Consider the following 14,065-nt stretch of genomic DNA (forward strand, 5'->3'; position numbering starts at 1 on the left):
CTGTAGGAGCGAGCCTGCTCGCGATGACAATCGATCAGCTGATGATTCGCTAAAGGCTCAAACCAACTTCTGCGCCAGCACCGCAATATGCTCCGGGCCGATTCCGCAGCAACCACCCAGGTGACTGGCCCCACGTTTCTGCCAGTCCGCCGCCCATTGAAGGTAGCCCGGTGGATCGAGGTCTTCACGCAGCGGATCCAGCCCGTCGTTGGCGGTCGCCTCTTTGGGTTGCGGCGGGAAGGCGTTGGCGTAGGCGCCGATGTCGATCTTCACCCCCAGGCGCTCGAAGGTTTGCCGGGCAGCATCGATCGCAGCACCGATCACCTCCGGCTGGCTGCAGTTGAACAGCAGCGCCTCGACGCCCAGTTCGGCCGCAACGGCCGCAGCCTCCGCCACCGGCTCGCCGGAACGCAAGCGCGGCACTTCATCAGTGTCTTCGTCCTTGAGGGTGAACGACAGCCAGAACGGCTTGCCGTCCTGGGGCAGCCCGGCATGAATCGCCTTCGCTTCCACCGTCGAGCTTTGGGTTTCGGCCAGCCACAGGTCGACATGGGGCGCCAGGCCGGTTACCAGAGGCGACAACAGCTCACTGGCGCGGGAGGCATCGAACAGATCAGGCCGATAGGAACCGAACAGCGGCGGCAGCGAGCCGGCAACCCGCACGGCTTTGCCGGAAGCTTGCACCGCCCGCCGGGCCAGTTCGCCGGCCAGCGCTGCCAGGGCCTGGCCTTCGGCGGCGAAGCGCGCTTCGCCAATGTGAAACGGTACGACAGCATAGCTGTTGCTGGTGATGACATTGGCGCCGCTGGCGATATAGGCCGCGTGCACGGCCTCTACGGCCTGCGGGGCTTCGCTCAGGGCCAACGCCGACCATTCGGGCTGCCTGAACGGCGCGCCACGGCGTTGCAGTTCGCGGCCCATGCCGCCGTCGAGAATGACTGTCGTTGCTGAGCCCATATACGATTCACTCATAAGCTTATGAAAATAACTCACTACCGGAGTTGTTCTTATAACTATTTAATACGCACTCTTCAGTTAACCACAACCTGTATTTTCAGCCAGGGCCCTACATGAAACTTCAACCATTGATGGCCTTGGGCCTGACTCTGCTGGCCGCCGCTTCGCAAGCTTTCGCCGGTACCACGCTGGACCGTGTCGAGCAGAAAAAAGAACTGGTCGGCGTATTGATGGAAAGCTATCCGCCCTTCTCGTTTCTCAACGATCAGAACCAGCTCGACGGGTTTGATGTGGACGTAGCCAAAGCCGTGGCGCAGAAGCTGGGTGTGAAGCTGCGCCTGGAAACGCCGTCCTGGGACGTGATCGCCGCCGGACACTGGAGCGGGCGCTATGACATCTGCATCTGCTCCATGACACCGAGCAAGGCCCGCGCCGAAGTGTTCGATTTCCCGGTGCAGTATTACGCCTCGCCGGCGGTCATCGTGGTCAACGCCAAGGACGACCGGATCCACGGCGCCAAGGACTTGAGCGACAAGAAAGTCGGCCTCACCAGTGCCTCCAGCTACGAGAGTTACCTGAACAAGAACCTGGTGATCGAAGGCGCCGAGGATACCCAGCTGAGCTATCCGTTCGAGAACGTACAGATCGCCCCGTATGACACCGACAACGTGGCCTTCCAGGACTTGGGCCTGGGCGCCGGGGTACGCCTGGACGCGGTGCTGACCAATCTGGTGACCGCGCAACCGCGCCTGACCGAAGACAAACGCTTCAAACTGGCCGGCGAGCCGCTGTACTCCGAACCGAACTCGGTGGCCATCGAAAAGGGCGATGCCCAGTGGGACAGCAAGGTGCGTGAAGTCTTCGCCCAGTTGAAACAAGATGGCACCTTGAGCAAACTCTCGCAGAAATGGATCGGCGCCGACATCACTCAATGACCTCTTTTCCATCCCCTTCCCAGCCACCGCAACCGGTGGCTGAGTCGCGCCTGAAGAAAATCTTCGGTTTTCGCACACGGCTGTACCTGACCTGGGCGGTCATGCTGGCGCTGTTCGCGAGTTTTTTCCTGGGCTTCGACCTGAAGTTCTCGATCATCCTGGACAAGTTGCCGAACCTGATCGGCCTGCACCTGGCACCCAACGGCTTTCTGCAGGGCGCGGTGCTGACGCTGTTCCTGTGTCTGTGTTCGATCGTCGCGTCGTCATTGCTGGGCTTCATCACCGCCCTGGCACGACTGTCCAACAGCGCGGTGGCGTTCGGCATTGCCAGTTTCTATGCGTCGTTCTTCCGTGGCACGCCACTGCTGATCCAGATCCTGCTGATCTACCTGGGCTTGCCGCAACTGGGGGTGGTCCCAGGCGCCGTCACCGCCGGGATCATTGCCCTGTCGCTGAACTACGGCGCTTACCTGAGCGAAATTTTCCGCGCCGGCATCGTCGGCGTCCCCCAAGGCCAACGCGAAGCCTCGCTGGCGCTGGGCCTGAGCGAGACAGTGATCTTCTGGCGCGTCACCCTGCCCCAGGCCATGCGCACCATCATCCCGCCGACCACCAACCAGTTCATCTCCATGCTCAAGGACTCTTCCCTGATTTCGGTGATGGGCGTCTGGGAGGTGATGTTCCTCGCGCAATCCTATGGCCGCTCCAGCTATCGCTACATCGAAATGCTCACCACGGCGGCGATCATCTATTGGCTGATGTCCATCGCACTGGAACTGATCCAGGCGCGCATGGAGCGGCATTATGGGAAGGCGTACCTCAAGCGCAGTTGACAGCCCCATCGCTGTCAAACGGACCGTTCCGAGAGTGATGTAGGGCAACGCCACGTACCGTGAGCGCTGACGCGACGAGGCCTTGCTCAAGACGCGACCGGACTACAGGCTTCGTCGCGATCTCTCGCCAGAGGCACAGCCATAGCCGGCATCGCGCTCCAGAGTGAATTTTTAAAGTGCGGACTCCCTTCATGAGAGGCCGCATTCAATGCCAGACCAACACGCATATCCACTCCAATACCTTGCCTTGGCGATTGCCCTGATGCTCGGTTGCGCCGATGTCTCCATGGCTCAGCCAATCGTCAATGACGCCCTGCCCTCACCCCCAGAAACCACCGCCCAGGTACAAGCCCGCCTCAAGGCGTTCGCCAGTGCACCGGAGAGAAATCGCACCAGGGTCACCAAGACCGTGCTCGCGCTGGAAACGGGCAGCGACGACGATCTGGTCATCGTGAGCGGACGCGGCAAGCTCATGGGGCTTGTCGACGGCGGAGGCGGAATCAATGTCCTGCAGTTGGACACCGTGTCAGGGGGCAAGCTGGATGAGGTACGCAATTTCCAGGACCTGCATGTCAAGCGAGGGGAATGGTCGAACGCCCAGGGCTTCGATGGCCGAAGCCTGATTGCGCCGAAAGCCAAGCTGATCAACACCGGGCATCTCGGTGGTGAGGTACACGTTCTGGGCGGCTTCGATAATCAGGGCATTGTCACCAGCAGCGTATTTGTCGGGCCCAATGCCCACATGACGAACCCGGGCACCGCTGGGACTGTCGTTGTGGCGGAAACAGCCCGGTTCAGCGGCAGCGGAACGGTGGAGAGCCTCGATGTGGCAGGACTGTTGGAAGTCGGTCCGGCAATGGGTGCGCCTTTCATTGCCAAGGACTTCAGGCTGGCGCAAGGTGCTGAGCTCGTCTACGGCGTCAACGCCCAGGGAGGCAGTGCCACGATCACGGTCGGGGGAATCGCGACCCTGGATAACGCCACGCTGAAAATCAACGCCGCCCCGGGCGAATATGTCGGTACAAACGAACATACCGTTATCAACGCATCCAGGGTCGAAGGCGAATTCGGACAGGTCATCAGCGAACTCGCATTCATGACTGCGACGCCCCGTTACCTGGAGACACAGGTCAATCTAACCTATGCCCGGAACGAGGTTCCGATTGAGTCGCTAGCGGCTACCAAAAACGCGCGCGAATTCGCAGCCCACATCGACGAGCCACAGCCGGTTGAATCGGTTGCGCCACCCGATGTGCAAGCGCCTGCTGTAGCCCCAGCACCCAAAGCTTCCGAGCCAGCGAGAACTGCGGCCGTTGCGCAAGCGCCTGCCGCTCCGCTGCCAGCCGCCCAACCCGCCGCAAAGCCCAACGCCGCCATCAACGCTTTACTGGGCACCAACATATTCACGGCTGCCGACGCTATCGACCAGCTCACGGGTTACGACACCGCCAACCTCGCCAACGCTACCTTGAGCAGCAGCGCTCCGATCAGCACCGGGATGCTCTCGGTCATGGCCCGGAGAAAACCGCAGAGCGAGCCTGTCGACGGTCAGGTCTGGGTCCAGGCCATCGGCAACAATGGCGTTGTCGGTAGGCAATGGGGAAGCGATGCCCTCAAGCATTCAACAACGGGGCTGATGCTGGGGACCGATTGGACGGTCAGCCCTGAATGGCGCCTGGGCATAATCGCCAGCAAGACGCAGACGCGGCTGGACGGCCACCGCTTCGACGGCGGACTCGACAGTTGGTACCTGGGTGCATACGCCCTGCGCCAGGATGGCCCGCTGGCGCTGCGGCTGGGCGCCGTTCATGGCGACCATGACGGCAGTACCAAACGTCACGTGGCCTTCAATGGTTTCAGTGATCGCCTCAAGGGTCGTTACGATGCCAACACGCAACAGGTCTTTGGACAGATGGGCTACCGCTTCGACCTCGCTCATGTCGAGGTCGAGCCCTATGCCCATCTGGGTTACCAACGTTATCAACGTGACCGCTATCAGGAAAAAGGCGGGAACGCGGCGTTGAAAGTCCATGGCCAGACCCAGGACGCTTACAGCAGCCACTTGGGCCTGCGCCTCGCCCGGCCTTTTGCCCTGGATCGCGGTATGCAATGGACTCCTCGCCTGAATGTCGGCTGGAAACACCTCTACGGCGACGTCACCGGCCGTTCTCGCCAGGGCCTGGTGAGCGGCGGCAGTACCTATCGGGTGGAAGGCACCGAGCTGGACCGCGACAGCTTGCTCGTCGAAGCGGGGTTGGACCTGGCTGTTTCAGCCTGGCATACGCTGGGACTGGGCTATAGCGGTGAAACAGGCAACGACAATCGTAACCAGGCGCTGATGGGCCACTGGCGGATGATGTTCTGATCGCCTAAGGAGAGGCTGTGGAAAGTCTTGTGGGAGCGAGCCTGCTCGCGATGACGTCAGGTCAGCCAGTATCGATGGCGGCTGGTACATCGCTATCGCGAGCAGGCTCGCTCCCACAGAGGTTTGGTGTGGGGCAGGCATTTGCGCAAAAAAAAAAGGGGAGCACATGCCCCCCCGAGGTTAAAGCGTTGTATCGAGGCTGTTAGCTCAGCCTTCGATCTCGATCAGGATCTCGCCCGGATTGACCCGGTCGCCCTTGGCCACATGAATGGCGGTGACCTTGCCGGCGATGGCCGCCTGTACTTCGGTCTCCATTTTCATGGCTTCGGTGATCAGCACAGCTTGGCCAGCCTTCACCACGTCGCCTTCCTTGACCAGCACATCGACGATGTTGCCCGGCATGGTGGTGCTGACGTGGCCAGGTGCAGAGGCTTGCTTGCGCTTGCTGCTGCCGCCGCTGACGAATTCATTGAGCGGTTCGAACACCACTTCTTCCGGCATGCCATCGATGGACAGGTAGAAATGACGCTTGCCTTCGGCCTTGACGCCTACCCCGGTGATGTCGACGCGGTAGGTTTCGCCATGAACGTCGATGACGAACTCGGTCGGTACGCCTTCGCCGCCCGCCGAGCCCACACTGCCTGCCTCAGGGATCGGCAACAGCACTTCCGGAGTCAGGGTGCCGGCTTCGCGCTCTTCCAGGAACTTGCGCCCGATATCCGGGAACATGGCAAAGGTCAGCACGTCTTCTTCGGATTTGGCCAAGGCGCCTATTTCGCCGCGCAGCTTGGTCATTTCCGGCTTGAGCAGATCAGCCGGGCGCACGTCGATCACGTCTTCGCTACCGATAGCCTGGCGACGCAGCTTCTCGTTCACTTCACCCGGCGCCTTGCCGTAGCCGCCTTGCAGGTAGAGCTTCACTTCGTTGGTGATGGTCTTGTAGCGCTCGCCGGCCAGCACGTTGAAGAAGGCCTGGGTGCCGACGATCTGCGAGGTCGGCGTGACCAATGGCGGGAAGCCGAGGTCTTCGCGCACTCGCGGGATTTCCGCCAGCACTTCGTTCATGCGGTTCAGCGCGCCCTGCTCTTTCAACTGGTTGGCCAGGTTGGAAATCATCCCGCCGGGTACCTGGTTGACCTGGACACGGGTGTCCACCGCCGTGAACTGGCTTTCGAACTGGTGGTACTTCTTGCGCACCGCGTAGAAGTACAGGCCGATTTCCTGCAGCAACTCCAGGTCCAGGCCGGTATCGAACTCGCTGCCCTTGAGGGCAGCGACCATCGATTCGGTGCCAGGGTGGCTGGTGCCCCAGGCAAAGCTGGAGATAGCAGTGTCGATGTGGTCGGCGCCGTTCTCGACAGCCTTGAGCTGGCACATCGCGGCCAGGCCGGCGGTGTCATGGGAGTGGATGAACACCGGCAACGATTGCTCGGCCTTCAACGCCTTTACCAGTTCGCCAGTGGCGTACGGGGTCAGCAAGCCGGCCATGTCCTTGATCGCCACCGAATCGCAACCCATGGCTTCCATCTGCTTGGCCTGGGCCACGAAAGCGTCGATGGTGTGCACCGGACTGGTGGTGTAGGCGATGGTGCCCTGGGCATGCTTGCCGGCAGCCTTCACCGCCTCGATGGCCACGCGAAGGTTACGTACATCGTTCATCGCATCGAAAATGCGGAAAACATCGATGCCGTTGACCGCGGCCTTGGCCACGAACGCCTTGACCACATCATCGCTGTAATGGCGATAGCCCAACAGGTTCTGGCCGCGCAGCAACATTTGCAGACGGGTGTTGGGCAGCGCGGCGCGCAGCTGGCGCAGGCGCTCCCACGGGTCTTCTTTCAGGAAACGCACGCAGGCGTCGAACGTCGCGCCGCCCCAGACTTCCAGCGACCAGTAGCCGACTTTGTCGAGCTTGTCGCAGATGGGCAGCATGTCTTCGGTGCGCATGCGGGTGGCGAGCAGCGATTGGTGGGCGTCGCGCAGGATTGTGTCGGTAACAAAGATCTTCTTGGACATGGTCATACTTCCTTACAGGCCTGCGTGGGCGGCAATGGCGGCGGCGATGGCCAGGGCCAGCTCTTCGGGTTTGCGCTTGATCGAGTAGTTGGTCAGTTCAGGGTGGCTTTCGACGAAGCTGGTGTTGAACTGGCCGCTCCGGAATTCCGGGTTGCGCAGGATTTCCTGGTAGTACGCGGCAGTGGTCTTGACCCCCTGCAGGCGCATGTCATCCAGGGCACGCAGGCCTCGGTCCATGGCTTCTTCCCAGGTCAACGCCCAGACCACCAGTTTCAGGCACATCGAATCGTAGAACGGTGGAATGGTGTAGCCGGTATAGATCGCCGTATCGGTGCGCACACCCGGGCCGCCAGGGGCGTAGTAGCGGGTGATCTTGCCGAAGCTGGGCAGGAAGTTGTTCTTCGGGTCCTCGGCGTTGATCCGGAACTGCAAGGCAAAGCCACGGTGCTGGATGTCTTCCTGCTTGACCGACAACGGCAGCCCGGACGCAATGCGGATCTGTTCGCGAACGATGTCGATACCGGTGATTTCTTCGGTGATGGTGTGTTCCACCTGCACCCGGGTGTTCATCTCCATGAAGTACACCTCGCCCTCGGCGAGCAGGAACTCCACGGTGCCAGCGTTCTCATAGCCCACGGCCTTGGCGGCGCGCACCGACAGGTCGCCGATGTAGGCGCGCTGCTCGGGCGTCAGTTGCGGGCTGGGGGCGATTTCGATCAGCTTCTGGTTGCGCCGCTGGATCGAGCAATCCCGTTCGAACAGATGCACCACGTTGCCGAAACTGTCGCCCAGGATCTGCGCTTCGATGTGCTTGGGGTTGACGATGCATTTTTCCAGGAACACTTCCGCCGAACCGAACGCCTTGGTGGCTTCGGAGATGACCCGTGGGAAAGCCTGTTCCAGTTCTTCACGGCTGTTGCAGCGTCGAATACCCCGACCGCCGCCGCCGGACGTGGCCTTGAGCATCACCGGGTAACCGATCCGGTCGCCCTCGGCCAACGCCTCTTCGATGCCCGATACGTTGCCTTCGGTGCCCGGTGTAACCGGCACACCGGCCTTGATCATGCTGCGGCGCGCTTCGGTCTTGTCGCCCATGCGGCGAATGACTTCGGCCGCAGGACCAATGAATTTAATTCCGCGTTCGGCGCAGATGTCCGCCAGTTCGGCGTTTTCCGAGAGGAAACCATAACCGGGATGCAGGGCATCACAGCCAGTCTCCACGGCGAGGTTCACCAGTTTGCGCGGGTTGAGGTAGCCGGCCAGCGGGTCAGCGCCGATGCTGTGGGCCTCGTCCGCACGCTTGACATGCAGGGCATGGCGATCAGCGTCGGAATAGACCGCGACCGAGCGAATGCCCATCTCCGCGCAAGCGCGCACGATGCGGACGGCAATCTCACCACGGTTGGCGATCAGGATCTTTTTTATCAATTGGAGGTTCCCTTGAGCCGGTGATACCACGGCCTGAGGTTCAGGCCGACGCGTGACCAGATGTAACAATCGGTCGCAGCACCACACTAGTCCCGGCCGTTGATTAACAAAAATGAATATTTATTGGGTCAGGCATAAGGGAAGACTTATAGTTGACCTACCCGTCGTGGACCAGAGTGGCTAGAAAATGCGTAAGTCATTGATGCGTATGACATTGCGTCAACTTCAGATTTTCAACGAGGTGTGCGACCTGAGGTCCTACAGCCGCGCAGCCGATGAAATGTCTCTCACTCAGCCGGCCGTTAGCCTACAGATTCGATCCCTGGAAGAGCTGATTGGCCAACCGCTGTTTGAGTACGTTGGCAAAAAACTCTACATGACCGAAGCCGCCGAAGCCCTGCAACGCGCCAGCCGGGACATCTTCGGACGCCTGGAAAACCTCGACATGCAGCTTTCGGACATGCAGGGCTCGCTGCAAGGTCAACTGAAGCTGGCGGTGGAGTCCAGCGCCAAATATTTCGTGCCGCACCTGTTTGCCGCGTTCAAGCGCCAGCACCCGGAGGTCAACCTGAGCCTCACGGTGGTCAATCGCGGACAAGTCATTCGCCGGCTCTCGGACAACCGGGACGACTTGGTGATCATGTCCATGGTCCCTCAGGACATGGGGTTGGAGTTCCTGCCATTCCTCAACAATCCGATCGTGGCCGTGGCGCCGCCGGATCATCCGTTGTGTCACATGGGCCCGCTGCGCTTGCAGGATCTGGAGCCGTATACGTTGCTGCTGCGCGAGCCGGGATCAGGCACGCGGCTGGCCTGCGAGGAGTATTTCAAGGAGAAACGGGTGCATTTCACCCAGACACTGGAGGTGGCGTCCGCGGAGGCCCAACGCGAATGCGTGGTGGCCGGCCTGGGCGTGGCATTGTTGACGCGCCACGCCGTGAGCCGGGAGCTGTCGTCCGGCGCACTCATCGAGCTGCCGGTCGAGGAACTGCCGCTGTACCGCAGTTGGTGCCTGGTACAGGCCAGGGCGAAACGACTGTCGCCAGTGGCCCACGCCTTCCTGGCGTTTGTGCGCGGCGAACGCGCTCAGATCATTGGCCTGGTTGAGCGTTTCGACGGGAAGCCGCCGGCGTCGCCTGCCAGTAATTGAATTCTGTGACGTCAGGATATTCGCTGATTTCCGCCAGGAGCTGGCGCTGCTCATAACGGTCTTCGATCGCACGACGAAACGCCATGCGGCGCTGGTCTTCCTGTTGACGACGGGTTTTGACGGCGCTGCGTTCTTCGTAGGACTGGGTCATGTCGAGACTCCCAAGACGTATACGGGAGTTTTACGATGACAATACGGGATGACGATTTAGCGGCGCAGGGGTTACAGATCGATGAATGTTGCGACTAGTGGCCTCTTGCAGCTTGAGGCTCGTACCTTGCAGCTTCTAATCATCCAACGCCTTCACCGACTTGGGCGACAGCCGCAGGCTGCGAAGGCTGCGCTTGACGCTCTTGAGGTGGTTGACCAGACTCGGCCCACGGGCCATGGCAACGCCCATCGCCAGCACATCGATCACCACCAGGTGAGCGATGCGCGAGGTCAGCGGCGTGTAGATCTCGGTGTCTTCATGCACGTCGATGGCCAGGTTTACCGTCGAGAGTTCGGCCAATGGCGTCTGGCTCGGACACAGGGTAATCAACGAGGCGCCGCTTTCGCGAACCAGGTTGGCAGTGATCAACAGATCCTTGGAGCGCCCCGACTGGGAAATGCAGATCGCCACATCGGTGGGCTTCAGGGTGACCGCCGACATGGCCTGCATGTGCGGATCGGAATAGGCAGCCGCCGTGAGCAACAGCCGGAAGAACTTGTGCTGCGCATCCGCCGCCACCGCGCCCGACGCACCAAAACCGTAGAACTCCACACGCTGGGCCTGGGACATGGCCGTGACCGCTTTCTGCAGCGCCACCGGGTCGAGCTTCTCGCGGACCTCCATGAGGGTGTGCAGGGTGGTGTCGAAGATCTTCAGGCTGTAGTCGGCGACCGAATCGTCTTCATGGATCGCAAACTGGCCGAAGCTCGCACCGGCCGCCAGGCTCTGCGCCAGCTTGAGTTTCAGGTCCTGGAACCCGGAGCAACCGATGGCGCGACAGAAGCGCACGATGGTCGGTTCGCTGATGCCGACACTGTGGGCAAGATCAGCCATGGAACTGTGCATCACGGCCGCGGGATCAAGCAGTACGTGATCGGCGACTTTCAGTTCCGATTTGCGCAGCAGGTGGCGCGACTGGGCGATGTGTTGCAACAGGTTCAAGGGGATGGACTCTTGTTATTGGCGGTGGCCGGGATGTAGCAAGTTTGTAGTTATACTACAGGAATTGCCTTTTTGCCTGCCCAATACGTAACTCGATATCCCGATTTCATGCTGTATGCACGCCATGTAGCAGCCAGGCGCTATAAACCGTCTTCGTCGGCCTGCAGCAACGCGGCCAGGCCTTCTGCCTCGACGGGACGGCTGATGAGGTAGCCCTGGACTTCGTCGCAACGCTCGGCTTTCAGGAATTCGAGTTGTCCCGGCCGCTCGACACCTTCGGCCACCACCTTGAGCGATAGCCCGTGGGCCATGGTGATGATTGCCCGGGTGATCGCCGCATCCTCGCCCCCCTCCTCCAGCCCGCGGATGAACGCCTGGTCGATCTTCACGTAATCCACCGGGATACGCTTGAGGTAACTCAAGGAAGAATAGCCGGTGCCGAAGTCGTCGATCGCCAGCTTGACCCCAAGGTCGCGCAACTGTTGGAAGGTGGCGATGATGTGTTCAACGCTGTCGAGCAACTGGCTCTCGGTCAACTCCAACTCCAGGTACTCGGGAGCCAGGCCGGTTTCTTCCAGCACTTGGCGCACAAGGCTGACGAGCTTGCCCTGGCGCAACTGATGCACCGACAGATTCACGGATACCCGGATCGGTGCAAGCCCCTGGCGCTGCCATTCGCACGCCTGCCAGCAGGCCTGGCGCAGCACGAATTCGCCAATGGGCCCGATCAGTCCGGTCTCCTCGGCGAGGCCGATGAAATGCCCCGGCGGCACCCGCCCCATGGCCGGATGATCCCAGCGCACCAGCGCTTCCGCCGCCTTCAGACGACCGCTCGCCAGGCACAATTTGGGCTGGTAGAAGACCTTCAGCTGCCGCTCTTCAAGGGCTTTGCGCAGCTGGTTCTCCAATTGCAGGCGCTCCAGCGTGCTGGCCTGGAGGCTGTCGGTGTAGAACTGGAAGTTGTTGCCACCCAGGTGCTTGGCGTGTTGCATGGCCATGTTCGCCTGGTTGACCAGGGTGGAAACATCCCGCGCGTTGTCGGGCAGCAGACTGATACCGATGGAGGCACTGACCACCAGCTCGTGACCTTCAATGGTCTGTGGCAACCGCAACTTGGCGGACAAGCGGGTTGCCATGCGCGCCAGGCTTGAGAGATTGCCATAGGCATCGAACAGCACCGCGAACTCATCGCCGGACAACCGCGCGATGGTGTTGGCCTCCGGCAGCGCATTGATCAGGCGCCGGGCCATTTTCTGCAACAACTGGTCGGCGATGTCGTGGCCAAGGCTGTCGTTGAGCAGCTTGAAGCGATCCAGGTCGATATGCAGCAAGGCCAAGCTGCGGCGCCCGCCTTGGCGCACCCGCTGCTGCGCTTCCTGCAGGCGTTCGCGGAACAACGAGCGATTCGCCAATCCGGTCAACTCATCGTAATGGGTGAGATAGCGCATCCGCTCTTCGGATTCGCGCCTGGCCGATAAATCGGCGAAGAAGCCCACGATATGACTAACGCTTCCGCGAAAATCTCGCACAATGCTCAATTGCAGCCACTGCGGATACAACTCGCCATTGGCCCGCGCTTCCACCAGTTCACCCTGCCAGGTGCCGTGTTGCTTGAGTGCCTGGCGAATCACGGGATAGTGCCGGCGCGCATCGCGGCTGCACGGCAGGTCGACGACGTTACGTCCCAGCATGTCCTCGATATTGAAACCGGTAATCCGAGTGAATGCCTGGTTGGCGGCGAGCAGCGCATAGTGGGGGTCGAAGATCACGATACCTTCGCTGGCGGCCTCGAACACTGTCGCCGCCAGTTGCCGTTGCTGTTCCAGCTCTTTACTGACGCTGATGTTTCTTCGGGTGCCCACCATGCGCAATACCCGGCCGCTGGCGCTGCGCTCCACGGCCCGGCCACGGTCTTCGATCCAGACCCAATGGCCATTACCGTGACGGATGCGGTACTCGATCTGATAGTCCTCGCTACGGCCCTTGAGGTGTTCGACCAGGGCTCGCTTGAGCGCTGGCAGGTCTTGGGGGTGCAGGCGTGGCGTGAGGTGGCTGAGCATCGCCGTGATGTATTCCGGCTCCAGACCCAGCAATTCCTTGAGCTGGGTGTGATGGACTTCATCAGTCTGCAGGTTCCAGTCCCACAACCCCAACTCACTGGCCTTGAGGGCCAGGGCCAGGCGCGCCTCGCTCTTGCTCAAGGCCTGGCTGGCGGCCTCCAGTTCGAGACTGCGCTGTGCGACCCGCGCCTCGAGACTCACTTGGGCCGCACGCAGTTGCTCCTCGGCGAGACGACGCTGTTCGACCTCCCGTCCCAAGGCCCCGTTAAGCTGCGCACTGCGGATTTGCGTCTGTTGCAGATGCTCGATCAACGCCTGATTCTGGAACCGTCGCAGCATGCCGCTTTGCATCAATCGATTGACCTGCCAGGCCACCACGCTCAGGGATACCAGCACCACCAGACCGAGCCAACCCCATCCGCGCTGCTGTTCGTCACCGCCCCAGAAGAGGAAGCCGATGGCCGGCAACAGGCAGGGCAAGGTGAAAGACAGGAATGCCGGCAGGCTCACGGCATAGGCAACACTGGCCGACAGCGTGGCTGCGCCGATCAGGCCGAACACCCAGGCCTGTTGCTGGAAGCTGTCGGCCGGGACCAGGGCGATGCCGGCCCCGGCCAGCGTCAAGCCAGTCATCGCCGAACCGAGCAGGAACATGCGCAACCAGATCGGGTGCGCCTGGCGGCTGGGGATCGCCGAATCGAAGGCCGCGACTTGTATCACCCGTAGCGCCACCAGCGACAACAGCCAGACCAGCCATACGCTGACCAGGAAATAGCGTGACGGCTCCCACAACAGGCCGGCGCAGACCAAGCCGTTGACCAGCATGAATAACGTGGGCAGCAGCGAGCCCTGGTACAACAACCGTGTACGCTCTACAGCCATCTCCGTGGCGTACTGCTTGCAGATGACCCGCGGTTCCACACAGGGGCCCGCCAGATCGGAATTGAGGGTCATAGGCACTGTTCTTGTTCTTAGGGGCACGGAGAACCCGAAACGAGCACCGAGCATACACAAGCCAGAGGCCATCCCACACTGCTCCCGCTCACAAAAATGTCTAAAAATGTCGCTATTTCATTGGACGACAGCCCCTTCAAGCGTGTTTTGCCGCCGCTTGCACCCATGACTGACCGGTCATCCCAATCGGTCTTTTATCGGCAGAGGTAAAGCT

At 61.1% G+C, this 14,065-nt stretch carries 10 protein-coding genes; 4 read left to right on the top strand and 6 right to left on the bottom strand.

Annotated features, from left to right (window positions below):
* Positions 1 to 57: 57 nt before the first annotated feature.
* Positions 58 to 957 carry a homocysteine S-methyltransferase family protein gene (locus FGE05_RS02615; protein ID WP_139641304.1) on the bottom strand — a complete coding sequence of 300 codons (900 nt, stop codon included), beginning with the start codon at positions 955 to 957 and terminating at the stop codon, positions 58 to 60.
* Between the two features lie 113 nt (positions 958 to 1,070).
* Here FGE05_RS02615 and FGE05_RS02620 point away from each other — a divergent pair, with 113 nt between their 5' ends.
* The 3 genes from FGE05_RS02620 (at position 1,071) to FGE05_RS02630 (ending at position 5,090) form a co-directional block, all read left to right on the top strand.
* The gene (locus FGE05_RS02620; RefSeq protein WP_139641305.1) at positions 1,071 to 1,892 is read left to right on the top strand and encodes an ABC transporter substrate-binding protein; all 822 of its coding nucleotides are present in this window, start codon (positions 1,071 to 1,073) and stop codon (positions 1,890 to 1,892) included.
* Complete coding sequence (locus tag FGE05_RS02625; protein WP_139641307.1) at positions 1,889 to 2,725, top strand: amino acid ABC transporter permease; 837 nt, start codon at positions 1,889 to 1,891, stop codon at positions 2,723 to 2,725. Before FGE05_RS02620 ends, FGE05_RS02625 begins: the two co-directional genes overlap by 4 nt.
* A 208-nt stretch (positions 2,726 to 2,933) precedes the next feature.
* Positions 2,934 to 5,090, top strand: a complete 2,157-nt coding sequence (locus tag FGE05_RS02630; protein ID WP_139641309.1) for an autotransporter domain-containing protein — start codon at positions 2,934 to 2,936, stop codon at positions 5,088 to 5,090.
* A 207-nt stretch (positions 5,091 to 5,297) separates the two neighbouring features.
* Here FGE05_RS02630 and oadA read toward each other — a convergent pair whose 3' ends face one another.
* Together oadA and FGE05_RS02645 are read right to left on the bottom strand one after the other, a co-directional pair.
* Entirely contained in the window at positions 5,298 to 7,106 is a 1,809-nt protein-coding gene (oadA, locus tag FGE05_RS02640) for a sodium-extruding oxaloacetate decarboxylase subunit alpha (RefSeq protein ID WP_139641313.1), read from the bottom strand.
* Between the two features lie 12 nt (positions 7,107 to 7,118).
* On the bottom strand, positions 7,119 to 8,534 hold the full coding sequence (locus tag FGE05_RS02645) for an acetyl-CoA carboxylase biotin carboxylase subunit (protein WP_024777837.1): 1,416 nt from the start codon (positions 8,532 to 8,534) through the stop codon (positions 7,119 to 7,121).
* A 187-nt stretch (positions 8,535 to 8,721) separates the two neighbouring features.
* Here FGE05_RS02645 and FGE05_RS02650 point away from each other — a divergent pair, with 187 nt between their 5' ends.
* Positions 8,722 to 9,684 carry a LysR family transcriptional regulator gene (locus FGE05_RS02650; RefSeq protein ID WP_139641315.1) on the top strand — a complete coding sequence of 321 codons (963 nt, stop codon included), beginning with the start codon at positions 8,722 to 8,724 and terminating at the stop codon, positions 9,682 to 9,684.
* Here the strand turns inward: FGE05_RS02650 and FGE05_RS02655 are convergent.
* The 3 genes from FGE05_RS02655 to FGE05_RS02665 all read right to left on the bottom strand — a co-directional run bounded on the left by FGE05_RS02655 (position 9,626) and on the right by FGE05_RS02665 (position 13,851).
* Positions 9,626 to 9,835 carry a PA3496 family putative envelope integrity protein gene (locus FGE05_RS02655; protein WP_024777835.1) on the bottom strand — a complete coding sequence of 70 codons (210 nt, stop codon included), beginning with the start codon at positions 9,833 to 9,835 and terminating at the stop codon, positions 9,626 to 9,628. The two genes, FGE05_RS02650 and FGE05_RS02655, sit on opposite strands and share 59 nt — an antisense overlap.
* Before the next feature lie 135 nt (positions 9,836 to 9,970).
* Positions 9,971 to 10,837: a transcriptional regulator HexR gene (gene hexR, locus FGE05_RS02660; protein ID WP_003187110.1), complete on the bottom strand. Its 867-nt coding sequence runs from the start codon at positions 10,835 to 10,837 to the stop codon at positions 9,971 to 9,973.
* A gap of 140 nt (positions 10,838 to 10,977) precedes the next feature.
* Positions 10,978 to 13,851 (bottom strand): bifunctional diguanylate cyclase/phosphodiesterase, encoded by a 2,874-nt coding sequence (locus FGE05_RS02665; RefSeq protein WP_139641317.1) that lies wholly within the window; start codon positions 13,849 to 13,851, stop codon positions 10,978 to 10,980.
* Positions 13,852 to 14,065 lie beyond the last annotated feature (214 nt).

The organism is Pseudomonas sp. ICMP22404, from assembly GCF_006227205.1.
Classification (GTDB): Bacteria; Pseudomonadota; Gammaproteobacteria; order Pseudomonadales; family Pseudomonadaceae; genus Aquipseudomonas.

Bases quoted from the DNA above. Each gene is read 5' to 3' on its own strand.
- FGE05_RS02615 (WP_139641304.1), bottom strand. From the start codon at position 957: ATGGGCTCAGCAACGACAGTCATTCTCGACGGCGGCATGGGCCGCGAA.
- FGE05_RS02620 (WP_139641305.1), top strand. From the start codon at position 1,071: ATGAAACTTCAACCATTGATGGCCTTGGGCCTGACTCTGCTGGCCGCC.
- FGE05_RS02625 (WP_139641307.1), top strand. From the start codon at position 1,889: ATGACCTCTTTTCCATCCCCTTCCCAGCCACCGCAACCGGTGGCTGAG.
- FGE05_RS02630 (WP_139641309.1), top strand. From the start codon at position 2,934: ATGCCAGACCAACACGCATATCCACTCCAATACCTTGCCTTGGCGATT.
- oadA (WP_139641313.1), bottom strand. From the start codon at position 7,106: ATGTCCAAGAAGATCTTTGTTACCGACACAATCCTGCGCGACGCCCAC.
- FGE05_RS02650 (WP_139641315.1), top strand. From the start codon at position 8,722: ATGCGTAAGTCATTGATGCGTATGACATTGCGTCAACTTCAGATTTTC.
- FGE05_RS02655 (WP_024777835.1), bottom strand. From the start codon at position 9,835: ATGACCCAGTCCTACGAAGAACGCAGCGCCGTCAAAACCCGTCGTCAA.
- FGE05_RS02665 (WP_139641317.1), bottom strand. From the start codon at position 13,851: ATGACCCTCAATTCCGATCTGGCGGGCCCCTGTGTGGAACCGCGGGTC.